General features: G+C 39.1%; 23 protein-coding genes and 1 pseudogene. 5 read left to right on the forward strand and 19 right to left on the reverse strand.

Annotation, left to right across the window (positions count from 1 at the left end):
* Positions 1–42 precede the first annotated feature (42 nt).
* Positions 43–648, forward strand: a complete 606-nt coding sequence (locus AXK38_06245; protein AMH88865.1) for an NADPH-dependent FMN reductase — start codon at positions 43–45, stop codon at positions 646–648.
* 18 nt (positions 649–666) lie between these two features.
* Positions 667–1,905 carry an NADPH-dependent FMN reductase gene (locus AXK38_06250; protein ID AMH88866.1) on the forward strand — a complete coding sequence of 413 codons (1,239 nt, stop codon included), beginning with the start codon at positions 667–669 and terminating at the stop codon, positions 1,903–1,905.
* 118 nt (positions 1,906–2,023) lie between these two features.
* Here the strand turns inward: AXK38_06250 and AXK38_06255 are convergent, their stop codons facing one another.
* The 7 genes from AXK38_06255 to AXK38_06285 all read right to left on the reverse strand — a co-directional run bounded on the left by AXK38_06255 (position 2,024) and on the right by AXK38_06285 (position 9,906).
* Positions 2,024–2,281, reverse strand: a complete 258-nt coding sequence (locus AXK38_06255) for a hypothetical protein (protein AMH88867.1) — start codon at positions 2,279–2,281, stop codon at positions 2,024–2,026.
* 41 nt (positions 2,282–2,322) lie between these two features.
* Positions 2,323–4,359 (reverse strand): glycine--tRNA ligase subunit beta, encoded by a 2,037-nt coding sequence (locus AXK38_06260; protein ID AMH88868.1) that lies wholly within the window; start codon positions 4,357–4,359, stop codon positions 2,323–2,325.
* A 365-nt stretch (positions 4,360–4,724) separates the two neighbouring features.
* Positions 4,725–5,642, reverse strand: coding sequence for a glycine--tRNA ligase subunit alpha (gene glyQ / locus AXK38_06265; protein ID AMH88869.1), 918 nt, complete (start codon positions 5,640–5,642; stop codon positions 4,725–4,727).
* A 35-nt stretch (positions 5,643–5,677) separates the two neighbouring features.
* Entirely contained in the window at positions 5,678–6,049 is a 372-nt protein-coding gene (locus AXK38_06270; GenBank protein ID AMH88870.1) for an aldehyde-activating protein, read from the reverse strand.
* Between the two features lie 269 nt (positions 6,050–6,318).
* Positions 6,319–7,161 carry a 2,5-diketo-D-gluconic acid reductase gene (locus tag AXK38_06275; protein AMH88871.1) on the reverse strand — a complete coding sequence of 281 codons (843 nt, stop codon included), beginning with the start codon at positions 7,159–7,161 and terminating at the stop codon, positions 6,319–6,321.
* A 75-nt stretch (positions 7,162–7,236) separates the two neighbouring features.
* Entirely contained in the window at positions 7,237–8,628 is a 1,392-nt protein-coding gene (locus tag AXK38_06280; GenBank protein AMH88872.1) for a peptidoglycan GlcNAc deacetylase, read from the reverse strand.
* Positions 8,629–8,715: 87 nt separating this feature from the next.
* Positions 8,716–9,906, reverse strand: a complete 1,191-nt coding sequence (locus AXK38_06285) for an S-adenosylmethionine synthetase (protein ID AMH88873.1) — start codon at positions 9,904–9,906, stop codon at positions 8,716–8,718.
* A 540-nt stretch (positions 9,907–10,446) separates the two neighbouring features.
* Here AXK38_06285 and AXK38_06290 point away from each other — a divergent pair.
* The gene (locus AXK38_06290) at positions 10,447–10,983 is read left to right on the forward strand and encodes a transposase (GenBank protein AMH88874.1); all 537 of its coding nucleotides are present in this window, start codon (positions 10,447–10,449) and stop codon (positions 10,981–10,983) included.
* On the forward strand, positions 10,959–11,798 hold the full coding sequence (locus AXK38_06295; GenBank protein AMH88875.1) for an integrase: 840 nt from the start codon (positions 10,959–10,961) through the stop codon (positions 11,796–11,798). The genes AXK38_06290 and AXK38_06295 overlap by 25 nt, the downstream gene beginning before the upstream one ends.
* A 214-nt stretch (positions 11,799–12,012) precedes the next feature.
* Here the strand turns inward: AXK38_06295 and AXK38_06300 are convergent, their stop codons facing one another.
* Positions 12,013–12,699 (reverse strand): hemin ABC transporter ATP-binding protein, encoded by a 687-nt coding sequence (locus AXK38_06300; GenBank protein ID AMH88876.1) that lies wholly within the window; start codon positions 12,697–12,699, stop codon positions 12,013–12,015.
* A 13-nt stretch (positions 12,700–12,712) separates the two neighbouring features.
* A complete protein-coding gene (locus AXK38_06305) occupies positions 12,713–13,768 on the reverse strand; it encodes a permease (protein ID AMH88877.1) in 1,056 nt (351 codons plus the stop codon).
* 346 nt (positions 13,769–14,114) lie between these two features.
* Here AXK38_06305 and AXK38_06310 point away from each other — a divergent pair, with 346 nt between their 5' ends.
* Positions 14,115–14,402 (forward strand): hypothetical protein, encoded by a 288-nt coding sequence (locus tag AXK38_06310; protein ID AMH88878.1) that lies wholly within the window; start codon positions 14,115–14,117, stop codon positions 14,400–14,402.
* A 33-nt stretch (positions 14,403–14,435) separates the two neighbouring features.
* Here AXK38_06310 and AXK38_06315 read toward each other — a convergent pair whose 3' ends face one another.
* The 10 genes and pseudogenes from AXK38_06315 to AXK38_06360 form a co-directional block, all read right to left on the reverse strand.
* On the reverse strand, positions 14,436–15,770 hold the full coding sequence (locus AXK38_06315; GenBank protein AMH88879.1) for a histidine kinase: 1,335 nt from the start codon (positions 15,768–15,770) through the stop codon (positions 14,436–14,438).
* Entirely contained in the window at positions 15,760–16,434 is a 675-nt protein-coding gene (locus AXK38_06320) for a two-component system response regulator (GenBank protein AMH88880.1), read from the reverse strand. Before AXK38_06320 ends, AXK38_06315 begins: the two co-directional genes overlap by 11 nt.
* A 107-nt stretch (positions 16,435–16,541) precedes the next feature.
* Positions 16,542–19,088 carry an aminopeptidase gene (locus tag AXK38_06325; protein ID AMH88881.1) on the reverse strand — a complete coding sequence of 849 codons (2,547 nt, stop codon included), beginning with the start codon at positions 19,086–19,088 and terminating at the stop codon, positions 16,542–16,544.
* 121 nt (positions 19,089–19,209) lie between these two features.
* Positions 19,210–19,650 carry an RNA-binding protein gene (locus AXK38_06330; protein ID AMH88882.1) on the reverse strand — a complete coding sequence of 147 codons (441 nt, stop codon included), beginning with the start codon at positions 19,648–19,650 and terminating at the stop codon, positions 19,210–19,212.
* Positions 19,625–20,494 (reverse strand): PEP-utilizing enzyme, TIM barrel domain protein, encoded by an 870-nt coding sequence (locus AXK38_06335; protein AMH89649.1) that lies wholly within the window; start codon positions 20,492–20,494, stop codon positions 19,625–19,627. Before AXK38_06335 ends, AXK38_06330 begins: the two co-directional genes overlap by 26 nt.
* Positions 20,472–20,950 (reverse strand): annotated as a pseudogene (locus tag AXK38_06340) (NUDIX hydrolase). Before AXK38_06340 ends, AXK38_06335 begins: the two are co-directional and overlap by 23 nt.
* 10 nt (positions 20,951–20,960) lie before the next feature.
* Complete coding sequence (gene fabG / locus AXK38_06345) at positions 20,961–21,659, reverse strand: 3-ketoacyl-ACP reductase (protein AMH88883.1); 699 nt, start codon at positions 21,657–21,659, stop codon at positions 20,961–20,963.
* Positions 21,652–21,888: a hypothetical protein gene (locus AXK38_06350; GenBank protein ID AMH88884.1), complete on the reverse strand. Its 237-nt coding sequence runs from the start codon at positions 21,886–21,888 to the stop codon at positions 21,652–21,654. The genes fabG and AXK38_06350 overlap by 8 nt, the downstream gene beginning before the upstream one ends.
* A gap of 472 nt (positions 21,889–22,360) precedes the next feature.
* Entirely contained in the window at positions 22,361–23,590 is a 1,230-nt protein-coding gene (locus AXK38_06355; GenBank protein AMH88885.1) for a hypothetical protein, read from the reverse strand.
* Positions 23,580–24,746 carry a hypothetical protein gene (locus AXK38_06360; GenBank protein ID AMH88886.1) on the reverse strand — a complete coding sequence of 389 codons (1,167 nt, stop codon included), beginning with the start codon at positions 24,744–24,746 and terminating at the stop codon, positions 23,580–23,582. Before AXK38_06360 ends, AXK38_06355 begins: the two co-directional genes overlap by 11 nt.
* Positions 24,747–24,804 lie beyond the last annotated feature (58 nt).

Raw genomic sequence — 24,804 nt, forward strand, 5'->3', positions numbered from 1 at the left:
GAGTTTTAAAATCGTATTATGTAAAAAGAGAAAGGAAATCTCATGTTAAAACTTATTGCTATTGTTGGAACAAATTCAAAACGTTCTACAAACCGTCAATTGCTTCAATACATGCAAAAACACTTTGCTGACAAAGCTGAAATTGAACTTGTTGAAATCAAGGACATTCCTGTCTTTAACAAGCCAGCTGACAAGCAAGTACCTGCTGAAATTCTGGAAATTGCTGCTAAAATTGAAGAGGCCGATGGCGTTATTATCGGTACTCCTGAGTACGACCACTCTATCCCAGCTGTTTTGATGAGCGCTCTTGCTTGGCTGTCATATGGTATTTACCCACTTTTGAACAAACCAATCATGATTACAGGTGCTTCTTACGGTACACTTGGTTCATCACGCGCCCAATTACAACTTCGTCAAATCTTAAACGCACCAGAAATCAAAGCAAGTGTCCTTCCTGATGAATTCTTGCTTTCACACTCTCTTCAAGCCTTTAATCCAAGTGGAGATCTAGTAGATCTTGATGTTATTAAAAAACTGGATGCCACTTTTGACGACTTCCGTATCTTTGTAAAAATTACAGAAAAATTGCGTAACGCACAAGCACTACTTCGCAAAGATGCTGAAGAATTTGACTGGGAAAATTTGTAAGATAGGAGACCAAAAAGAATGAAATTTGTTGGACTTGTAGGATCAAACTACGATCAATCATACAACCGTAAACTCTTGGAATTCATCCGCCGTCACTTCAAACTCAAATTTGAATTAGAAGTCCTCGAAATTGACGAAGTTCCAATGTTTAACCAAGACGAAAAATGGGATGAAAGCTTCCAATTGCGTCTCTTGTATAACAGAATTACACGTGCTGATGGTGTCATTATTGCGACTCCTGAGCACAACCACACAATCTCAGCTTCTCTTAAATCTGTTCTTGAATGGCTTTCATACGAAGTTCATCCATTTGAAAACAAACCAGTCATGATTGTGGGTGCTTCTTACTACGACCAAGGTACTTCTCGTGCCCAAGTTCACCTTCGTAAGATTCTTGACGCTCCAGGTGTCAATGCCTACACTCTTCCAGGTAACGAATTCCTCCTTGGTAAAGCCAAAGAAGCTTTTGACGCTGAGGGCAATATCACAAATGAAGGAACTATTAATTTCCTTGAAACATGTTTAGACAACTTTGTAAAATATGTGGGAGTCGTTTCAAAATTGAAAAAACCAAAACCAATCGCACCAGAAGATTTATATTGTACAAATCCAATCGCAACTACCATTCAAGGAGTTGACCCTGATGATCCTGAATGGGTAGAAAAAGCAGCTGAGCTTGTTGGAGCTGTTTCCGGAGATACTTACGTTAAATTAGACCACGGTATCTTGACAGTTAACCAAATTGATATGTTCTTGAAGGCAATGCCATTTGAGTTGACATTTGCAGATGATAATAACCAATTCTTGTACTTTAATAACGCACATCAAGATCCAAATACAATGTTTGGTAAACGTGTACGTGCTCAATCAGGAAACCGTTTAGGAACTGTACACGGTTCATTGCCAGACTCTAGAATGAAAAACGTTGAATGGGTTGTCGGCGTATTGCGTAACGGGGATCAAGAATATGTCCGTACAATTGTGCCAGGAACACCAGAAGGCGTTATTAATACCCATAATTACCAAGCAATGTACTATCCAGATGGTTCATATGCCGGAATTAATGAAATCATCTTTAATTTCCAACCATGGCTTGACTGGTACCTCAATACAACTGGTCAACGTCTAGTTGGTGGAAATGCTGCAGCTCCTGCTGGAGGACATGGCGGAGCAGATGCTACATCTGGAGCTTCTGATGCAGGTGATGCTGGAAGTCACGGTGGTAGCGCAGACGCTACATCTGGAGCAAGTAACTAATACTTTTAGGAACCATCTTGGTTCCTTTTTAAGTGACAAAAGACTAGCAATTTGTGTTTGCTAGTCTTTTGGTTATTATTTCATCTATCTTTATTAAAGTTAGATGCAGAAAATTATATTATGAATTTGGGTCATCGAGACTACGACCGTGTAAACCTTTTTCACGTTGGACTTGGCGTAGTTTTTCTGGTGTAACATCGTTTCCTTCTTCGTCCACAATTTTGATTCCCTCAATGTGGTGACGAACAGAGCGACGATAACCTTCGATGTACTCCTCACGTAGTTTAGCTTGTTCCACTTTTTCTTCTGGTGTCAAGCCTTCTGCTTTTTTCTTTTTAGCAAGCTCATTGATACGATCAATTTTTTTCTGATCCATTTCTTCTCCTTTGTGATAAGATAAAGTCCGTTTATCAAATTTTATTTAGTGTTAATTTGGTTAAAACGTGCAAGTTTAGCTGCTTTTTGAGTTAAATGAGACAAGATAGCCAAGCGATTTTGACGAACAGCCTGATCTTCTGCCATTACCATGGTATTTTCAAAGAAAGCATCAATAATTGGGCTAAGCGCAAAGAGTTGTTCTAATTGCTGACTTACAGCACCTGACAAAACGAGTGATTCTACTGCTTCTGCCAAGGCTTTCTCTTCTTCATTTTCAAAGAGAGCTGGATCAACTGTAGCAACTCCTTCTGCCTTCTCAGCCAAATTAAAGGCACGAGAAAGTGATTCAACAGATGGTTTAAAGTCTGCTCCCTTGCTTGCTTCTACGAGAGCACTTGCTGCTTCCAACATATCTGCCACAACAAAGTTTGATCCTGCAAGAACGGCTTCCTTAATATCTTTTGGAGTAGAACCCATCATCTTATCAACACGAGCCTTGATAAAATCCATAACCTCTGCCTTATTTTCATAAGTCAAGCTGTCAAATTTCAATGCATAAAGGCTATCAATCAGCTCATCCATAGCAATATGCCAACCAAAGGCATCCAAGATACGAACTACACCTTGAGTTGCACGACGAAGGGCATAAGGGTCATTAGAACCTGATGGAATCAAACCTACTGAGAAGAAACTCAAAATCGTATCCAATTTATCTGCAATGGCAAGCACTGCACCGACCTTACTCTCTGGAAGTTCTCCTTCGGCTGATGTAGGCATGTAGTGTTCACGAATAGCAGTTGCCACCGCTGGAGTTTCACCAGCAAGAAGGGCATATTTTTCACCCATAATTCCTTGGAGTTCGTCAAACTCACCAACCATACCTGTCAACAAGTCAAACTTGTAAATAGCAGCTGCACGGGCTAGGTCAATCGTTTCATCAGCTGACAAACCAGCTTTTTCTGCCAAGAGAATAGCAATCTGACCCGTACGAATCATGTGTTCACGAAGGGAACCAATTTTCTCATGGAAGGTCACATTGTTTAATTTTTCAACAAGATCAGAAATAACTAATTTTTGATCTTCACGCCAGAAGAATTCACCGTCTTCCAAACGAGCTACCAAAACTTTTTCATTTCCTTTAATGACATTTTCCAAATGCTCTGCATTTCCGTTACGAACAGAAATGAAGTTTGGCAATAGTTTTCCATCTTGATCACGGACAACAAAGTAACGTTGGTGTTCTTTCATCGAAGTCACCAAGACTTCTTCTGGAACTTCAAGGTATTTAGCATCAAAACTTCCCATAAAGGCAGTTGGATATTCAACCAAGTTCAAGACTTCATTAAGCAAATCAGCATCAATTTCGATACGTACACCATGTTCAGCTTCGATTGCTTTGATTTGGTCAACAATCATTTGCTCACGTTCACGTGGATCTGCAATTACAAACTGAGCACGAAGGTCTTCTTCATAGCTCAATGCTGACTGAATCTTAGTTTCTTTCCCCAAGAAACGGTGACCACGGCTCACACGACCTCCCTTGATATCAAGGAAATCCAAATCAAACTCTTCTTCATCTAGAAGAACAGTCAAAGTGTGAACAGGACGAATGTATTCAAAACTATTTCCAGCCCAGTGCATGCTGACAGGGAAAGTCAATGACTTCAAGACATCTACAACACCAGGAACAATGGCTTCAACTGCTTGACCAATTTCTTCCTTGGTAACATAGACATATTCTTCACCCTTGATTTCACGGAATTCGATATCTTCAACCGTCAAGCCTTTTCCACGGACAAATCCTTGAGCTGCTTTAGTGAAGTTTCCATCACTATCCAAGGCAATTTTCTTGGCTGGCCCCTTAAAATCTTCTGTCAAATCAGACTGTTTGTCTGCAAGACCAGTTACACGAACAGCCAAACGACGTGGTGTTGAGAAGGTCTGAATAGCTTCAAAAGACAGGCGGTTTTCCTTGAGAAAGGCTGCCATTTTTTCGCCTAGTTGTTTTTCACTTGGTGTGACAACATAGGCTGGTAATTCTTCAAGACCGAGTTCTACTAATAAGTTTTTTGTCATGTTTTTTCCTTTACATTTTCTTCAATCTTTTTTGATATGCACCTTAGGTACTGGGGACGTCGCTAACTAACTTTGTAAGTCTGTATGGAAATCTAATGCAAAATTGATCAAGATTTCCAACAGTCTCATCAAAGTGGATTTAGCTGACTAATTTTTGAACCTAATGCTCAATGAAAATCAAAGAGCAAACTAGGAAGCTAGCCGCAGGCTGTACTTGAGTACGGCAAGGTGAAGCTGACGTGGTTTGAATTTGATTTTTGAAGAGTATAAGGTTTCAAAAATCCCCACATAACAGTACGGCGGTGCATATCCCTCTAGCAAGTCTACGACTTGCCTCTAACGATTTTAGAGCACAGTATTACTCACTATTCTGCGTCTTCTGCTAGGAGTTTAGCTCGTGTTGCTTCATCCAAAAGTGGGTAACCTAGGCGTTTGCGTTCTGCAACAAAGGTTTTGGCTACGACACGGGCTAAGTTACGGATACGGGCGATATAGCCTGCGCGCTCTGTTACAGATACGGCACCACGCGCATCAAGTAGGTTAAAGGTATGTGAACATTTGAGAACATAGTCATAGGCAGGGTGTACCAAGCCTTCTTCTAATGCACGACCAGCTTCTTTTTCAAACTTGTCAAAGTTTTCAAGCAACATTTCTTGGTCAGAAATTTCAAACGAATATTTTGAGTGTTCATACTCAGGCTGGATAAAGATTTCTCCGTATTTTACACCATCAGCCCACTCAATATCATAGACAGAGTCTACTTCTTGGATATAAGAAGCCAAGCGCTCCAAACCATAGGTAACTTCCGCAGTCACAGGGCCAGTTGCCAATCCACCAACTTGTTGGAAATAAGTGAACTGAGTAATTTCCATCCCATCAAGCCAAACTTCCCAACCAAGACCAGCTGAACCAGTTGATGGGTTTTCCCAGTTGTCCTCAACGAAACGAATATCGTGTTCCAAAGGATTGATTCCCAATTTTTCCAAAGACTCAAGGTAAAGTTCTTGGATATTTGATGGAGAAGGTTTCATGACCACTTGGAATTGGTGGTGTTGGTAGAGACGGTTAGGGTTTTCCCCGTAACGACCATCAGCAGGACGACGTGATGGCTCTACATAAGCCGCATTCCATGGCTCAGGTCCGATAGCGCGAAGGAAAGTGTAAGGACTCATTGTCCCCGCACCTTTTTCATTGTCATAAGCCTGCATGAGCATACAACCTTGGTCATTCCAAAATTGTTGCAAAGTAAGGATGATTTCCTGGAAAGTCAATTTTTTAGACATTATTTACTCCTTTAATTTATATTATCTTCTTAGATTTATTTATCAAGCAACCAAGAAAAGGCTGTGTCCTGAAAAATATGACGTTTGGGAACAGTTTGTAAATTCTGATCGCATTCATCTATTGTACCTAATTTCAAAGCACAGACTTCTGGTATATTTTCTTGAATAGTGAAAATTTGACTATGGCAGTTCTGGCAGTAGTAGCGTTGTTTTCCTGGAGATGAACTATAGGTAATCAACTGTTCTTTTCCATGCAATACTAGGTTTTTACTGCTAACTTTAGCATTAACTGTATAGGCAGACGCAGTTGCTTTCCGACAGAATGAGCAATGGCAAAACACTAATTCAGATAATTCCTCATCTAGAGTGTAGGTTATTGCTTTACATAAACAAGATCCTTTAAGCATTAGGCTCCTTTCTACTTAGGCATTAGACGAAATTCAAAAAGAACCGAATTCCAACACCCAAGCCTTGCGACTAGGGGCGTCAGAAACGCGGTTCCACCCTAATTTATTACTTCATTGTTTTTGAAAATACTACAGAAAGCGCCAGTTCCTTATCTTGCCCTACTTGGCTCCCACTATCCCAAGCTCGCTTGAAGAACGCCATAAGACTTTCTTTCCTGCTGACTATTATATCAAAAATTAGAACAATGTACAATTCTTTTTATGATTTTCTAAAAATCCATATCATCAACTCGTGGAGCACCAGACTGAACAGCAATCGTTTTTAGAGTTTCACGCTCCTCATGACTCAGTTCAATTCCGAAACAATCAAGATTAGCCTGAATACGAGATTCTGTGACAGATTTCGGCAGCGGTAAAAATCCTTCTGCTAAACTCCAGGACAAGGCTATCTGAGCAACAGACTTTCCGTGATTTGTTGCGATTTCTTGGACTTGCTTACTATCAAATAGTTCTCCCTGACCAAAAGGTCCCCAAGCTTCCAATAAAATTCCTTTTTCTCTACAGTAAGCTACGACTTCCTCTTGATACACACCTGGCGCCAAGCGAACTTGATTGACCGCAGGAACAATAGTTGCTGTTTCAAGCAAGGCATCCAAATGATGGGGAAGAAAATTACTAACCCCGATAGCACGTATTTTGCCTTCTTGATAAAGGTCCTCCATCGCTCTCCAGACTTCTGAATTTCGGACTTTCCATTGGTCATTTTCCCTAAGCGGTTTTGGATTTGGCCAATGAATCAAATACAAATCCAAATATTCCAAGCCCAGCTTCTCTAAAGACTCTTCAAAAGCCTGACGAGCTTGCTCATAGTTGTGGTTTGTATTCCAGAGTTTACTGGTAACAAAAATTTCCTCACGCGGAACGCCACTATCTTGAATAGCACAACCAACGCTTTCTTCATTTTTATAGATAGCTGCCGTATCGATATGGCGATAGCCTGCCTTTAAAGCCTCTAGGACAGCTTGGTAAGCAATCTCCCCATTTTCAGCTTTCCAAGTTCCAAAACCCAGAACTGGAATCGTAATGCCATTATTTAAAGTATAAAATTTCATTATTTTTCCTTTCTATGTGAAGAAAATCCAAAGAAACAAATTCTCAATGAAAACTTATCTCTTTAGATTTTTAAATTATTGGTCACGGTCGTAGTAAAGCTGGTGAGCTTTAAGACGAGAATCTAACAAGTCTGGTACGGTTACAAAGTCATAACCTTGCCCTTTCAAATAGTCAATAACCTTCGGTAGAGCATTTACCGTCTCAGCATGGATATCATGCATGAGAATAATAGAACCATTCTTAACTTCACGCTGAATTTCTGTCAAGATAGCTGCTTCATTATGACTCTTCCAGTCCAGACTGTCCACATCCCACATAATAAAACTCAAGTCGAGGCTATTGCGAATGTCGTCTGTAATGGCCCCATAAGGCGGACGCATGAGTTTTGAACTAGAACCTAGCACTTTAGTTAGCGCATCCTCTGTATCAGTAATCTGTTTTTTAGCGTCATCAAGCGAAAGCTTTGAAAGAACGGGATGGCTCCAACTATGGTTTCCAATGACATGACCATCTGCTTTCATGCGTTTCAAAATTTCTTCATTGCCAGAAACATTCTTACCTAAAACGAAGAAAGTTGCCTTAATACCATACTTAGAAAGTGTATCTAATGCTTGATTTGTAGTTGCAGGATTTGGTCCATCATCAAAAGTCAAGGCCACCACTTTACGATTTTTCTTTTCATAATAAGCCTTATATAGCTCGGCATCCTTATCTAATAAATAAGAGGACTGAATAACTTCAAAGAAACTAGATACTGGCAAGGCAATCTCATCCAGATTTTCAACCGCCTGACTTGGGTATAGGATAATTTGACTATCCTTGTAATCAAAGTTCCATGCAGACAAGTCTTGGTCAGACAAGCCTTTAACTATCTGATCAATCTTGTCTTGTTCTAATTTCTTATCTTGTAAGAAAGAGGTAATTTCTTTTAACAGCTTCTCTTTAGCCTTACTAGCATCTGAAAATAATTGATCGAGTGTAAAAGTTTTACCATCTTCTGTCAAATGGACTTTTGCCAGATTAGTTTTTTCAGTCTCTTCAACTTTTGAAGAAGCTAAATCATAGACTTGTTTCACCACACTTCGGTTGACAATCCCTTTTAAAGTCGAATCCTGTTTCTCCGTATAATAAAAAACCAGATTTTCCTTATCCTCTAGATTGTCTTTAATATCCTGTGTCATGATTTCTTTTACAGACGAAATCACTTGCTCCCCTTGGAGAGGATAATAGGCAATCACTTCGGATTGTCCCTTACGAAAATTATCTTTCTTATTTCCCTCACTCAATTGATCATCTTTCTCTTTTTTGAGCGATTCAATCTTTTGTTCAAAACTTTGCTTTGTGTATATTTTGTATCCAATTATTGATCCAAGGACACAAATACTTACTGAAAAGATAGCTACTAGGGCTATTAATCCGATTCTCTTTTTATCGTGCTCAACACGTTTTGCTCTACTTTTATCCATAAGACCATCATATCAAATTCAAGCTATAATTTCAATGATTTTGGAGGAAATAGTATATTAAAAGAGGGGCGAGCCCCTCTTAAGATTTTATTTGACAGCTTCCTTCAAGGATTCTACCTTATCCAAGCGTTCCCATGGAAGATCGATATCTGTACGTCCCATATGTCCATAAGCCGCTGTTTGACGGTAGATTGGACGTTTGAGATCCAGCATTTGGATGATTCCTGCTGGACGAAGATCAAAAATCTGACGTGCTGCAGCTTCCAATTTACTTTCAGCTACTGTTCCTGTACCAAAAGTATCAATACGAACAGATACAGGTTGCGCAACACCGATAGCATAGGCCAATTGTACTTCCGCCTTCTTAGCAAGACCTGCTGCAACAATGTTTTTAGCAATGTAGCGAGCTGCATAAGAAGCTGAACGGTCTACCTTAGTCGCATCCTTACCAGAAAAGGCACCACCACCGTGACGTGAGTAACCACCATAAGTATCTACAATAATCTTACGACCAGTCAAACCTGAGTCCCCTTGAGGACCACCGATTACAAAACGACCTGTCGGATTGATAAAGAATTTTGTCTCATCATCAAGATAAGATGCTGGAATCACTTCTTTGATAACCTTGTTAATCACATCTTCATGAATTTGTTCATTGCTAACTTCTGGATCATGCTGAGTAGAAATAACGACTGTATCCACGCGCACTGGCTGGTCATTTTCATCATATTCAACTGTAACTTGAGATTTAGAATCTGGACGAAGATAGCTGATTTCACCAGACTTACGAAGCTCTGCTAAACGACGAACCAACTTGTGACTGAGTGAGATTGGAAGTGGCATGAGTTCTTCTGTTTCATCTACCGCAAAACCAAACATGAGACCTTGGTCTCCAGCACCAATCAAATCAAGTGGATCTTGATCCGCATTTCCACGAACCTCCAATGCTTCGTTAACACCTTGAGCAATATCTGGCGATTGCTCCACCAAAGATGGGTGTACTCCCACCGTCTCAGCAGAAAATCCATATTCTGTATTGGTATAACCAATCTCTGCAATGGTATCACGAACCACACGGTTAATATCTACATAAGCTGTAGTTGAAATTTCACCAAATACATGAACTGAACCAGTATAAACAGCTGTCTCAGCAGCAACGTGTGCCTCTGGATCCTTTGCTAAAATAGCATCCAAGATAGCATCTGAAATTTGGTCTGCGATCTTATCCGGATGCCCCTCAGATACAGATTCAGACGTGAATAATTTACGTTCTGACATAAAAATGTCCCCCCTTAAAAATAGTGTTATAGAGTTACAAAGTACTGATAGGTATTTTCATTTTCTAAGAGTTACGACGCGAAAGAAATAAAAACGATACTTTTTTATTTCTGAAGCTAGTAAGGCGCATAGGGTGACCGCGTTATAGCGGCAACCGTAGAATGACGAGCGACTACTTTGGAGCCGTCATTCTTTGCGAGTTACAAAGTACTGATAGGTATTTCTTAGTGATAAATGCCTACCATCTTATCGGGACTATATAACTTCACCATTATATCATTTTTTAGCGCAATTTGCAGTCCATATACTCAATAAAAATCAAAGAACAAGCTAGAAAACTAGATGCAGATTGCTCAAAGTAGAGTTTTAAGGTTGGCAATAAAACTGATGAAGTCAGATCAAAACACCGTTTTGAAGTTAGAAATAAGGAGGCTGGGAAAAAGTCTTGAAAATTAAAAAACACATAGTCAAGTCTTGAAAAAACTGAACTGCACCCCAAAAGTTAGACAGAAAAAATCTAACTTTTGGGGTGTTTTTATTATGAAATTAACTTATGATGATAAAGTTCAGATCTATGAACTTAGAAAACAAGGATATAGCATAGAGAAGCTTTCAAATAAATTTGGGATCAACAATTCTAATATTAGGTACATGATTAAATTGATTGATCGTTACGGAATAGAGTTCGTCAAAAAAGGAAAAAATCGTTACTATTCTCCTGATTTAAAGCAAGAAATGATTCATAAAGTCTTACATGAAGGCTGGACTAAAGATAGAGTTTCTCTTGAATACGGCCTCCCAAGTCGTACGATACTTCTTAATTGGCTAGCACAATACAAGAAAAACGGGTATACTATTGTTGAGAAAACAAGAGGGAGATCAACTAAAATGGGACGTAAACGGAAGAAAACTTGGGATGAAATGACAGAACTAGAGCGACTCCAAGAGGAGAATGAACGCTTACGTACTGAGGTGGCTTACTTAAAAAAGTTAAAAGAGCTGGAAGACAGGGACGAAACCATACAGCGAGAAAGGCAGAGACAATTAGAGAAATGGCTTCAGGAGGATTTCAACTAGATTTACTTCTTGAAGTGGCTCGTTTACCTCGCTCAACTTACTATTATCAGTTGAAGGAACTAGATGGGCTTGACAAAGATAAAGATCTTAAAGCTGAAATTCAAGCTATTTTTACTGAGCACAAAGGAAATTATGGCTATCGCCGAATAACTCTTGAATTGAGGAATCGTGGTCATATAGTAAACCATAAGAAGGTCCAACGTCTGATGAAAATCCTTGGTTTAAGTGCTCGAATTCGCCGTAAACGAAAGTATTCTTCCTACCAAGGAGAGATTGGCAAGAAAGCAGAGAATCTCATTCAACGCCAGTTTGAAGCATCGAGACCAATGGAAAAGTGTTATACGGATGTGACAGAGTTTGCCATTCCAAATAGCACGCAGAAATTGTATTTATCGCCTGTTTTAGATGGCTTTAACAGCGAAATTATTGCTTTTAATCTTTCTTGTTCTCCTAATTTAGAACAAGTAAAAACGATGTTGGAACAGGCCTTCACAGAGAAATACTACGAGAATACGATTCTCCATAGTGACCAAGGTTGGCAATACCAACACGATTCTTATCATCGGTTCCTAGAGAGTAAGGGAATTCAAGCATCCATATCACGAAAGGGCAACAGCCCAGACAACGGTATGATGGAATCTTTCTTTGGCATTTTAAAATCCGAAATGTTTTATGGCCATGAGAAAAACTTTAAATCACTTAATCAATTGGAACAAGCCATTATAGACTATATCGATTACTACAACAACAAACGAATTAAGGTAAAACTAAAAGGACTTAGTCCTGTCCAATACAGAACTAAATCCTTTCAATAATTATTTGTCCAACTTTTTGGGGTCAGTACAGTATCAGGTGTTGAAAAAACTTGAGACTATACGTTTTATTGTGGGAATATTTACTTTATTTTTCTTAAAATTGAGTTTTAGTTCAACCTCATCAAAATCTATATAACTTATCAATTTACTACATAGAACCGATGCGTTTTTCAGGTCTAACGTTTTAGCAAAATATCTGTCAATTCACTATATTTTATATTTGTTTACATTTTTCTTCAACCAAGTTTCCATCACTCATTACATAAACTCGGTCAACCTTATCAAGAAGGCGTGTATCATGTGTAATCATGACAACACCTCTTCCTTGTTCATGGGCAATGGAAGCTAACAGTTCCGTTACTTGGTAAGCCCGCTCTGTATCAAGACTAGCTGTAGGCTCATCTGCCAGTACGATGCTAGGATTGTTGTAAAGCGCCCTAGCAATCGCAGCACGTTGACGTTCGCCACCAGATAGAGCCTTAGGATAATGACCTTGAACTTTGTCCAAATCCAACAAGTCAAACAGCTCTTTTCGATCACTTTTACTATTTTTTACCTTATCCAGTCTGTCAATCAAATCCAGCTGTTCCTTAACCGTTAGAAAAGGAATTAAGTTTGAAGCTTGGAGAATGAAGCCAAACTCTCTAAAACGGAGGTCCGTTTTCTCCTTCTCCGTCAGACTGCCTGTTTCCTTCCCCTTGACTAAAATCTTTCCACTCGATGCTTCCTGAAGTTGTCCTAGAGTAGTTAGAAAAGTCGTCTTTCCAGAACCTGAAGGCCCAACGATAGCTACGAACTCTCCCGCATTTAGCTGAAAATTCGTCTCATGCAGAGCTACGACTTTCATCTTTCCTTCCCCGTATGTTTTTGTCACTTGATTCATTTCTATCAATGCTGTCATACTATTCTCCTTATCATTCTGCAATCACAGTAATCGGGTCCACCTTTAGCAAACGTGGGAGGGAAATGATACCACCAAGAAGAGCCATCAAGCAAATAACCGAGCTTAGAATCGAGTAGGCTATCCAACTTGGGTAGAAAAAGAAGGTAGCTGGTAAGAGAAAAATCACTCCTCCGATAGCAAGCAAGGATAAAGCAATCCCCATACCAGATAGAAGCAAGATCTGACAGAACAGAGACCATACAATGGTTTTAATCTGTATCCTCTGAGCCCGCATAATTCCATAAAGTCCTAGCTTTTGTATGGTAATGATATAAACAAATATACCCACAATCAAGCCTGTTATAACAATCATAGCGATAATCATTCCTGAAAATACATTAACTTGAGGTGTGTAACCAGGAATTTTCGAAATCATTTTTGGGATAGAAATCTGTTTCAGTCCATCGCCAGTCACTTCTATGTCATTTTTCAAAACCAAGGCAGATATCGACTTATTAGAGTTCAAGGTTCCTTGCAAAATCCAATAAGTTGTCAAACTTGTAAAGACAACAGGCTCGGTGAAAAATTTATTTCCTTGAGTCAGACCTACAATCTTGTAACTTGCCTCGCTTCCATTAAGCTGAATGGCATCACCTAGCTTAATTCCATAGTTTTCAAAGGACTGATCTACGACAACCTCATCATCGCTTTCAGGATACCGTCCCTCTGTCAAACTAGGAGAGATAAAATCGTCCCACTCCTGAGCAAAGACGGAAACATTGACCTTTTCACTATCATCGACTAGATTGGTCACAGCGAACATATAACCCAGTGGAGCGGCCTCCTCAGATCTCTTTTCCTTATAATCCTTTTCAGGAATAAAAGATGCTGTCAAATTATCATTTGCGTAGTCAGATAAAACCACACCAGTCGCTTGCCAGTTATCAATTGCTGCTCTATTATTTCTAACAAGACCTAGAGCCAGACTCGTCATGAAAAAGACCATAAAAGAAATAAGAAAAATAGTGGTTAAAATCAAACTATATCGAAGTTTGTTACGTAATATTTCTTTGATAGCAAGATACATTGTTATCTCCTTTAACTTTTCCAAGAGGCATCAATTAGACACCCCACTACTATAAAAATAGGAGACAGAAAATCTGTCTCTGTGTGCAAAACAAATATCACTAATCAAATTAAATAAAATCAAGAAAATAAGTAAATATTTTTCGTAAAAATGAATTATTTACTTACAAATATAATTAATTATGAATATTAATAAGCGTTTAGGAATTTATCTATCGTATCATTTTCACAGTATGCTGTCAAGAAAATTGATTTTGAAAAAGCACTTTATTCTTTTTGTAACCTTTCTGTAATAATTCTCTGCTAAAAAAATGATAAAATAGGTATGTACTGTTAAGGAGAGAACCATGTCCGTAAAAAAATTACAATCATATGAGGTAGACTATCAAGACGAATTAAACCAGCAACTTCCTCGCTATCAGGATTATGCGCCCGAATCACAATCTGATACCAGTTTTCAAGAAATCCTATTTTTTGTTAATGTCGCTGTTTTTTGTATCTGTATTGCTATCTTTAGTTTTATCTTTTTGGCGTTAAAATTATCAACTGCTCTTGCTTTTATCGCAGCAATCGGATCCAGCTTACTTGTTCTAAAAATCCAACGCTCTATTATCAAACGAAAACTAAAAAGATAAATCCAAAATATCGCCCCAACTGGAGCGATATTTTTATTTTTTCTTTTTAGATGGTGTCTGAATGGCAATCTTCACTTCAAAGATTGTTCCTTTTGGTTTATTATCTTTAACAGTAATGGTTCCTTTTAAGGCATCTACAATCTGCTTGGCCAGTGATAATCCTAAACCAAAACCTCCTTTTTGACGAGTTCTAGCCTTGTCCACTCGATAAAAACGATCAAAAATTTTCTTCTTATCTTCTGCTGAAATACCGACTCCATTATCAGAAACAAGTAAATACAGATTACGGTCAGTCGCTGAAATCACAAAATCAATTTCACCATCTTCTTCAGTATACTTGACAGCATTATCAAATAGGATGGTCATCAGCTGTTTCAAAAGGAGCTGATCTGTGACAATCGTTCGATGGATACGATTTTCAAAACGGAAGACACGATCATTTTCCGAAGCAATCATCTCATAGTTTGTGAAAGTTGTATTAAAAAAGCTAGTTGGAACTTCTCCAAGTTCAGGCTTAAACCCATCATCTCTTCGAGCTAAATTCAACAAGTTCGTCGTCAAAAACCGCATATTTCGGACTTCTTCCAAACTCGATGCAATACTTTCGCTCACATCCATAATGGTAGCTTCAGGCTTACGGAAAAGGGTCTCTAAGCGATTTTGCAAAACTGCAAGTGGAGTTCGTAACTCATGACTGGCATTTTCCACAAAGGACTGTTGCTTCTGCATGCTCTCAAGCAGAGGACGAACACTGACTCTGGCTAGATAGAGACTGGCAAGTAAAGACAAAATCCAGAAACTAGCCATCACAACGACAATCAATTGCTCATGCTTTTGACTGGCCTGCTCCAACTGACTGGTATTAATCAAGACAGCAGCATACTTGATATTGGTTGAAACCGAACTGATATTCGTTTCCATCAAAATCATGCGATAGATTTCTTCCTGTCCATAGCTATTAAAAACCTGAATCTGATAGATATGGCCTAGTTCTTTTTTCTCTAACTTAATCTTATCCAATCCCAAAAATCGATTTCCAGAAAGGAGCTGGGTAAAATTCTTATCAAAAAGAATGACTTCTGTATTGGAACTGACATTGGGTTTTACATCAGTCTTGCTAGTATCTGTAGCAGCATTCTCCAAATCTTTAATCTCTTCCGTCGCCCTATTTACCGCCAACTGAATAACTGCCTGAGGATTGTTGCTCAAGCCATGAAGCTTATCATCCACCGAAGTATAGAGACTCGAGTGCATGACCTGCAAAATAATCAGAGTCATGGTGGAGAAAATCAGAGTGAAGACACCAAAGTTGCGAATAAAATAACTAAAGTCATCCGCATACCATGTTTTTTTTAGTTTACTGAACATCTTTTAAAATATACCCAACACTACGCAAGGTTTGCAAATTCTCTGCAAAAGTGGTTCCTTTTAATTTCTTACGGACTTTTGAAACATAGACTTCGACAACTGAAATCGTTGTGTCACTATCAAATCCCCATAGACGATCAAAAATCTGAGTCTTAGGCAAAATAACATTTTGATTTTGAAGGAAATAAACCAGTAAATCGAACTCTTTTCCAAGCAATTCGACAGGAGTATCTTCAACTTTAACGGTATTGGTTGACAAATTAACTACAATATTTCCATAAGTCAAGGTGTTTTCATTAAACTTACCTGAACGTTTGAGAAGGGCTTGAATACGCATTTTGAGTTCTTCTAGGTAGAAAGGTTTAGTCAGATAATCATCCGCTCCTAGTTCAAATCCATGCCCCTTGTCATCCAAGCTCTCCTTAGCAGTCATAATCAGAACTGGTGTCGTAATTCCCTTTTCACGCAATTCTTTCAAGACTTGGAAGCCATTTTTTTCAGGTAACATTAAATCGAGCAAAATCAAGTCATAGACGCCACTTTCAGCTTCGTAGAGACCTTCTTCCCCATCAAATACCTGCATGACATCTGCAAAATCGTCTAAAAAGTCAAATACTGAATTTGACAGGCCTAGGTCATCCTCAACCAATAAGATTTTTATCATGAGAAACTCCTCCTTATTAAAACCATTATACCAAATTTGCCTTAAAAAAAACTCAACTCCCTCTTACTTTAAGAGAGAAAGTTGAGTTTTTATTATTTTACGAATGTTTAAGCTTTCCCATATTGAAGAACGACTGCTTCCACTGCAGCTTTTTCACGGTTAATCAAGTCAACACGCGCTGCAATTTCCTTGATTCCCATACCGATATTACGGCTAAGAGCAAGGTCAGAAAGTTGCGATTCAAAGAATTCCTTGTACTCTGCCAAGCGTTGCTGAGTCTTAAATACGTGAGCAGGAAGGATAACAAAGCTATCAAAGCTCATATCTCCACCAAGAGCTGCCTTAATCCAAGCCCAGTTTTCACGCGCCCAAGACCAAGCTGTTTCCTGAGTTGATTGATGAGATAGGAAATGATTATACCAAGCTGACAAGTCTTGTGGTTTGACTACAAATTTGTCCTTCCAAGAAGCAATCAAGGTTTGGATATTGTCCGCATCTGTACTGTAGGCAAGAGCCGCAGCCAACTGACGTTTAAAGACAGCATCTGTTGCGTGAGTATAAGTATTAAGATAAAGTGCTAACAAGTCTTTGGTCTCATGATGTTTCATTTCATTGATGAGAACTTGTGAACGAATAGCTGCTGGAAGTCCTGCAAGCTGATCCTTGTTAGCTTCGAAGATTTGGCTAGCTTCTTGGCTAGCTTCTGAATCATTTGAGCGAATCATCATCGAAACAGCCAGCTGACGAACCAATTCATCCTCATCTGATTCTCCGTCTTTAGCTTCAAAACCAAGACGATCATAGTTATGACGAGCCAATTTAGCAACCAAGGCTTTGAAGTCTCTTTCAGTTTCTGTTCCTTCATCGATAAAGCGCTCAAGGGCAGAAATTACTTGAGAAACAGCTGAAACGACAAGGTAAGATTCTTCCTTAGCAAGTTTATTAAGGACAGGTAGCAAGTCTGCATAAGAAATGTGCCCTGCTTCAGCCAACAAACGACGTTCTTGGACGATTTGCAATTTGCTTGTGTTATCAAGCTCAACTAGGTCAGCAAGAACAGCTTCTAACAAATCTCCTTGGTAATCTGTAATGTAGTGGGCTGTATTTTCAGTGTTGAGACGAAGAGCTCCTTCATTTTCAGCAAGAAGAGCTGCGTAGCCAGGGATTTCGATACTTTCAGTTTCAAGTGTATCAGGCAAGCCTTTCCAGTTGCTATTCAGTGGCACAACCCATAGACGGTTCTTGTCTTCGTGCTCACCGATGAAGAATTGTTTTTGTGAAATCTTCAAAACATCATTTTCAACTTTGACAGTAAGAACTGGGTAACCAGGTTGTTCCAACCAAGAATCCATAAAGGCTGCGACATCACGTCCAGACGCTTGACCAAGAGCATCCCAAAGGTCACGACCAATGGTATTGCTGTATTGATGTTTTTCAAAGTAGGCATGCAAACCTTTGGCAAAATCGGCATCACCTAGCCAACGACGAAGCATGTGCATGAGGCGGCTTCCTTTGGCATAGACGATAGCACCGTCAAATAGTGTATTAATTTCATCTGGATGCTTAACTTCGACGTGAACAGATTGAACACCATCAGTCGCATCACGTTTCAAGGCAGACGGAACACCACCTGTTTGGAAATCTTCAAAGATATTCCAGCTTGGCTCAATGGCATCCACACAGACGTATTCCATCATGTTAGCGAAGCTTTCATTGAGCCAAAGGTCATCCCACCATTTCATAGTAACGAGGTTACCAAACCATTGGTGAGCCAACTCATGTGCCACAACAAGAGCAACTTGTTGACGACTGGCAAAAGTTGAGTTCTCATCCACAACCAAGTAAACTTCACGATAGGTCACAAGACCCCAGTTTTCCATAGCTCCAGCTGAGAAGTCAGGAAGGGCGATGTGGAGAGATTGAGGAATTGGGTACTTAACTCCATAGTAATCTTCGTAAAACTCGATAGAGCGAACAGCGATATCCAGTGAGAAATCAAGGTTTGATAGTGGATGAGCTTTGGTTGAGTAAACACCTACGAGGGTACCGTTTTTAGTTTTAGCCGTTACACCTTGCAAATCACCCGCAACAAAAGCCAACAAGTAAGAAGACATGCGAGGTGTTGTCTCAAACTTCCAGATACCTGTTTCCTTACGGTTTTCAACATCGATTTCTGGCATGTTAGACAAGGCCAATTCACCTTCTACTTGGTCAAAACGTAGAGAGAAGTCAAAAGTTGCTTTGGCTTCTGGCTCATCCACACATGGGAAGGCTTCGCGCGCAAAATGGCTCTCAAATTGAGTAGACAATACTTCCTTCTTGACTCCATCAACTGTGTAGTAAGATGGGTAAATCCCTGTCATGTTGTCTGTAATTTTTCCTGAGAAAGCGATAACCACTTCAACTTGACCTACTTCCGCAAGTTCAATATGAAGGGCTTCATTGTCATGATCAACTGTAAATGGACGAGCTTGACCTGCAACTTCTACAGAAGCGATTTCCAAGTCTTTTTGGTGGAGGGAGATGCGATCACTCTGTGCTTGACCACTAATAGTCACCTTTCCTGAAAAGGTCTTGGTCTCACGACTCAAGTCTAAAAATAAATCATAATGTTCAGGAACAAATTGCTTAATAAAATGTTCAACTGCTTGCATAGTTTTCTCCTATCTAAGTTTAAGAGCTAGAGCTCTTCTTCAAACAAACTTATTATATCATGTTTTGTCTAAGAAAAAAGGATTGGACAGCGATTTCCAAAACTTTCTTCCTTCTAGAAGTCTACAGTGGGTAAACCTTGCGAAATTCTTCTAAAACAACCTTGCTTTCATGTGTAAAAGTCAGTCCTGCTTCTCTCATCCACTCGGCGAAACAATCCTCATGAACCTGACGCCAATAGGCTAGGGATTTGTCACCTTCCCCTTCATTAAAGGCATGTTGCGCAGAAACTTGATTAAAGGGCTGAACGGAAACCCTTGTAATTTCGACAATGCAGACAGCCTGATTTTGACTGTCTAAAATGATGTCAAAGGTGCCTTCTTGCGGAAGAAATTCGCCTTCTAGTGCGTAAAGGTCGTAGGCTGACGCTGTTGCTGTCTTTTCGCCTTTAAACACCAAATCCGCTAAAAGGTCTGGTTCCACTCCAAAAGCCCAAGCATCGATTTCATCTCCGATAGAAGAATTGATTTGCTTGTATTTATTCCACATTTCTTGCGGTGTCATGGGTGCTCCTTTGTAATTTTTTACTTTCTTCTTTTATGTGTTTAAGATGGTCTGGATGGTCAATCTCTAAGTTAAAAATCTCTGGAATAGAACTATAGTGGATAATGCATTCGATACCCATCTGATTCATTTTTTGTAAGAAAGAAACATTCAGATATCCTGCTACAGCAAAGTCAATATTTTTAATCCTTGCTTTATCCTGCATCTGTCTCAGCATATCTAACATTATTGGACTTTCCATATCATGCCATTGACTGTTTCTCACAGTGGCAAAAACAAAGGAAGTCAAATCATTCATTCCAACTACAATCTTTGAAATGCCCGTTTCCATTATTCTGTCCAAGTCAAAATACGCTGACGGTAATTCAATCATAGTGCCGACTTTCCCAGTAAAACCATGCTGACGCAATACTCTAATAGCTTGCTTTAACTGTTCAGCATCATTGACAAAAGGAAAAATAAGAGACAGATTGGGATTATTTTGATAAACCTCTGTAACGACATTTGCCTCAGCCTGAAATTCATCCAGACACGCTAGTAAACGCCTAATTCCTCTATAACCAAACAAGGGATGATTTTCATCAAAATGCTCTTTAGTCCCCTCTAAATAATTGGCTTCTGTATTCGTTAATTCTGAAAAACGATACCAGACTTCTTCATCTGAGTACAGGGAGCAGATAGTCTCTAGATAATCTTTTACAAATTGCTGACAACTTGGTAATAGGATGTTTTGATTGAGCTCTCTCAGTAAGTATTCCCCACGAATCATACCGACGTGGTACAATAGTTGAGGATAAATTTTTTCAAGGATTTTTTCTCCACTAAGAGCCAGTTGATTTCTCATCATTCACCTTCCAATTCATATACAAGATCTTGTCCAATTCTGGAAATCCTAATAATTCTGCTTTGACCTTCAAGACTAATGGCGATGCATTTTCTTCTGTGATTTTTTGAATATCCATCCAAACATATCCAAGAGAATCATTCACACCATCAGAGACAGTTTCAGAAATATTCACTTGAGATGCCTTCTCGTTTATATCAACATCATACAATGCCATGATATGGTGAACTATAAAATTTTTTAACTCTTCCCTGACGAAAACATCGTAGATTCGAGGATTCGTGTATCTTCCAAAACTTCTCTCTTAAGGCTTTCTGTCAGTCCTTCACCAAGTCGCTGACTACCATCAGGAAGGTTTAACCTATTTTTGTAAGGACCAGTGATTTTTTGAATACATAGAAGGTAACCATGTTTATAGCAAACACCATAGACTCCAAAGTGATTTTTGATTTCCATCCAACTACTCCTACTTCAAAGACCAGCCACCATCAATAGTCAGGATTTGTCCTTGCATAGCGCTTGCTTTTCCACTTGCTAAGAAAAGACTAATTTCTGCTACTTCCTCTGGCTCAATCCAGCGCTTGATTGGCGTTTCACTAGCCACCCAGTCAGCCAATCCACCTGGCTCAAAGTCTACAGCGGTCATAGCTGTCTTGACGGCTCCTGGAGCAATTCCAAAGACCTGAATCCCAGCTTCTGCATAGTCTAGAGCCAACTGCTTGGTAAAGCCAGCCAAGGCGTGCTTAGAAGAAGTATAGGCGTGTCCACCGCCACCTGCTAGGCTCGAAGCTATGGAACACATATTGATAATGGTCCCTTTTTTATTCTCCAACATTTGAGTCAAATAATACCGAGTCAACTCAACAGGAGTCACGTAGTTAATTTCAAAAATTTCTTGAATTTCCTGCGCTGTCTGTTCCAAAAGTGGTTTATAATCATCCAAAACTCCCGCAGTATTGCACAAAACATCCACCTGAGGACACCAGTCAAAAATAGGCTCCAAGTCCAAGGTCAAATCTCTCTGTAAAAAGTGGAAATCACCCTGTAAGAGTGGATCTTCACCTTGGTCAACTCCATAAACTTGATAGCCCTTCTCTAAAAAGAGGCTAGCTTGAGCCAATCCAATGCCTGAACTAACGCCTGTAATGAGTACACATTTAGTCATGCACTTCTACCCAATCCGTCGCCAAAACATCACAAGGTGTCGGACTCCACATGGAAAAACCTTCTCCTTCTCCAGACACGTTGATTAGAAAATAGGGCGTAACTTCAAGTGCAATCCCGTTTTGTTCAATAGTATCAAAGAGTTGGACATAGTTTTCAGCGCCTCCCCAACCAGTTCGTACAAATTTTTTCTTAGCCTTTAACCCAGGCAGAATTTCTTCGAAAGTCATATTTTTTCTCCTTTTATATCAATAATTCTTCAATTAATTATAACAAAAAATGCTTTAAAATTCCTTTTGACTCATCCTAATTCAAAATCAATAAACTTTTTATTACCATTTCTAGCAACAATGACCTCAGGTTTTTTAGAGACAAAGTTTAAATCACTATCTGAAACTTATATAAGCTTTTTCTTTTTTAAAACAATTCAATAAAATCATATCTATAAAAAATGATAAGGTAATTTGAATCTAGAATCGTACAATATCGCTTCTGAAATATTTCTAGAATTGCTTTAAATTCCTTAATCAATTTGTTCAGTTTCTATTTCAATATACTATAAGATGAGACTGGATAAAAAGTCTTTGCGATCACAAAAACGCATAGTATCAGGTGTTCAAAAAAAACTTGATATTATGCGTTTTATTGTAGGAAAATTTACTTGATTTTCTATTGAAATTGAGTTTTCTCCCAGACTTAGTGTTATAATCTCTCAATCAATTCTTGCATTTGAACATCATCTGGAACCAGTTTTAAGTAAGATTGAGCATTGACTTTTGCTTCCTCAAAGTATCCCAATTCACGCAAGAGATAGATATAGTGTTCCAGAAACTCTGGATTATCCTTCAAATCTCCTGCCAACTCTTTGTAATGCTCGTAGGCAGTATCCAAATAGTCCATCTCTTGATAGGAACGGGCAATCATCCACTTGGTCAATAGGTTTTCTGGCTCATCACTTTGTAAGTCTAGAATATCCTCATAACGTTCCTGTTCTAGATAAATAGTAGCTAAACGGAGTAAGATTTCTTCCGTATCCTCAGCGTCTTCTTTTGCAGTAAGGAGGTAATTTTCTGCACCACTAGCATCATGCAATTCATAAGAAAATTGTGAAGCAGCCAGTAAGAGACGAGTTTCAAAGGGATTTTTCTCTAGACCTTGCTTAGCGATACGCAGGGCTTCTTGAACTTGATGTTCCTTATGTAAGGCCTGACTATACCCATACTCATATCCCTCAAAATCAGGTGAGATAGTATCGAGCTGCTTAAAGTAGAGGACAGCTTTTTGGTATTCTTCTTGATCAAAGTAAAGACTGGCTAACTCAAAAGCTGTTAGGTCATCATATTCTAACTCCAGGGCTTTTTCTAAAAACTCTGTGGCCGTTTCAAATTTCCCCAACTGGGCATAGGCAAAGCCAATTCGTTGATAGGTAGAAATGCCTGTTTGCTCATAAATAGTACGATTATCTAACTGGGCATAGCCTCGAATAGCTTCTTGGTAATTTTCCAACTCACTATCCAACTCTGCTAATCCCAATATCAAGAGAGGATCCTCTGAATAAGTCAATGCTTCTAACAATTTCTCACGCGCCACATCTGTCAAACCTTCCAGCTGGTAGAGGTCTGCTTTAAGAGCCAAAGACGAGACATACCAGTCACTGTCAGCTTGTATTTCCTCTAGATAAGCAAAGGCTTCTTCGATTTGACCATCCTCACTAGCAATAGCTGCTAGATTAAGATTAACCTCTGGAAATTCCTCTACGATTTTCAGGTAAATTTCCTTGGCCTGAGGATAGAAACCAATTCCTTCAAGATAAGTAGCTAACTCATACAGAAGGTCACTTGGATCATTTTCTAAAGCTTTAGCGAAATAATGCTCAGCCTTAGTTAAATCTTGCTCCTCCAAAGCATGTAACATCTGTTGACTATTGTTCACTCTTGACTTCCTCTCCCTCTAGTTCATATAGACCACTGACTACCTTATACCATTCAAAAATCGCCGAAATGACAACCTTTGCAGAGGCATAAACCGGAATACCGAGCAAGACTCCCCAAATACCAAACATAGATCCTGAAGTTAACAAGACAAAGAGAACATTAATGGGATGAATGTTTAATTGACTTCCCAAAATCAATGGAGAGACAAAACGACCTTCGATTGTTTGTTCTACGATAAAGACAATCACCACTTTTAAAAGCATAACTGGCCCTGCAATCAAGCCCAATACTAGAGCAGGAAGCATGGCTAAAAAGCTACCAAGATAAGGAACCAGATTTAGAATACCAGCAGTAACCCCCAGCGTAACCGCATAGCGTAGATCTATAATCTTAAAGAAGATGATAAACATTACTGCTACAATAATAGCCACTGTTACTTGCCCTCGAACATAGTTGGACAACTGTTGATTCACATCTGATAAAACTTGTCCAACAGGTTCTTTCAATTTCGTCGGCATGAATTGGGTCAAATAGTTACGCAAGCCTTTCCCATCACGCAAGAGATAAAAGAGCATGAAAGGAACGATAATCAAGGCAACAATCACTTGAGAAGTCCCGCTAATAAAGGCACTCACCCAGTTGACTGCCTGAGAAGAAACCTTACTTGCCCAAACTGTAGCCTGGCTAGAAAAATTGGTCAAAACTTGCTCTAATTGAGGTCTGAAATCATCTGGCAAACGCTTGGTGACCAAATCGTCAATAACTCGATCTGCATCTTCAAGGTAGACTGGTACATTTCTTGCAAAAGTTAAAACCTGACGTTGTAGATTTGGAATAGCTACTGCCAAGCCCCAAATTATAAAGAGGGCGATGATGACAAAGACAATACTAATAGCTATGACGCGATTGACTTTGTGTTTTTCCATCCAATCAACAATAGGATTTAACAAATAATATAGCAGGCCAGACAGAATGACTGGTAACATCACAACTGCCAAAAAGTCTAAAACAGGTGAAAATAAAAAACTAATCTTGCTTAAAATAAAAAGATTGAGTCCCAATAATAAGGTGACCAAAAATACCGTAATGGCCTTGTTATCCAAAAACCACTTGAAAAACCAAGATAGGCTAAAATGTTTCTCTTTTTGTTCCATATATAATTCCTTTCTGTCGTTCTCTCATTATACCATTTTTGAATCAAAATAACTCTTT

Origin of the sequence: Streptococcus mitis (genome assembly GCA_001560895.1) — a bacterium.
GTDB classification, from domain to species: Bacteria; Bacillota; Bacilli; order Lactobacillales; family Streptococcaceae; genus Streptococcus; species Streptococcus mitis_Q.

Coding starts and splice junctions, on each gene's coding strand:
- AXK38_06245 (AMH88865.1), top strand. CDS start 43: ATGTTAAAACTTATTGCTATTGTTGGAACAAATTCAAAACGTTCTACA.
- AXK38_06250 (AMH88866.1), top strand. CDS start 667: ATGAAATTTGTTGGACTTGTAGGATCAAACTACGATCAATCATACAAC.
- AXK38_06255 (AMH88867.1), bottom strand. CDS start 2,281: ATGGATCAGAAAAAAATTGATCGTATCAATGAGCTTGCTAAAAAGAAA.
- AXK38_06260 (AMH88868.1), bottom strand. CDS start 4,359: ATGACAAAAAACTTATTAGTAGAACTCGGTCTTGAAGAATTACCAGCC.
- glyQ (AMH88869.1), bottom strand. CDS start 5,642: ATGTCTAAAAAATTGACTTTCCAGGAAATCATCCTTACTTTGCAACAA.
- AXK38_06270 (AMH88870.1), bottom strand. CDS start 6,049: ATGCTTAAAGGATCTTGTTTATGTAAAGCAATAACCTACACTCTAGAT.
- AXK38_06275 (AMH88871.1), bottom strand. CDS start 7,161: ATGAAATTTTATACTTTAAATAATGGCATTACGATTCCAGTTCTGGGT.
- AXK38_06280 (AMH88872.1), bottom strand. CDS start 8,628: ATGGATAAAAGTAGAGCAAAACGTGTTGAGCACGATAAAAAGAGAATC.
- AXK38_06285 (AMH88873.1), bottom strand. CDS start 9,906: ATGTCAGAACGTAAATTATTCACGTCTGAATCTGTATCTGAGGGGCAT.
- AXK38_06290 (AMH88874.1), top strand. CDS start 10,447: ATGAAATTAACTTATGATGATAAAGTTCAGATCTATGAACTTAGAAAA.
- AXK38_06295 (AMH88875.1), top strand. CDS start 10,959: ATGGCTTCAGGAGGATTTCAACTAGATTTACTTCTTGAAGTGGCTCGT.
- AXK38_06300 (AMH88876.1), bottom strand. CDS start 12,699: ATGACAGCATTGATAGAAATGAATCAAGTGACAAAAACATACGGGGAA.
- AXK38_06305 (AMH88877.1), bottom strand. CDS start 13,768: ATGTATCTTGCTATCAAAGAAATATTACGTAACAAACTTCGATATAGT.
- AXK38_06310 (AMH88878.1), top strand. CDS start 14,115: ATGTCCGTAAAAAAATTACAATCATATGAGGTAGACTATCAAGACGAA.
- AXK38_06315 (AMH88879.1), bottom strand. CDS start 15,770: ATGTTCAGTAAACTAAAAAAAACATGGTATGCGGATGACTTTAGTTAT.
- AXK38_06320 (AMH88880.1), bottom strand. CDS start 16,434: ATGATAAAAATCTTATTGGTTGAGGATGACCTAGGCCTGTCAAATTCA.
- AXK38_06325 (AMH88881.1), bottom strand. CDS start 19,088: ATGCAAGCAGTTGAACATTTTATTAAGCAATTTGTTCCTGAACATTAT.
- AXK38_06330 (AMH88882.1), bottom strand. CDS start 19,650: ATGACACCGCAAGAAATGTGGAATAAATACAAGCAAATCAATTCTTCT.
- AXK38_06335 (AMH89649.1), bottom strand. CDS start 20,494: ATGAGAAATCAACTGGCTCTTAGTGGAGAAAAAATCCTTGAAAAAATT.
- fabG (AMH88883.1), bottom strand. CDS start 21,659: ATGACTAAATGTGTACTCATTACAGGCGTTAGTTCAGGCATTGGATTG.
- AXK38_06350 (AMH88884.1), bottom strand. CDS start 21,888: ATGACTTTCGAAGAAATTCTGCCTGGGTTAAAGGCTAAGAAAAAATTT.
- AXK38_06360 (AMH88886.1), bottom strand. CDS start 24,746: ATGGAACAAAAAGAGAAACATTTTAGCCTATCTTGGTTTTTCAAGTGG.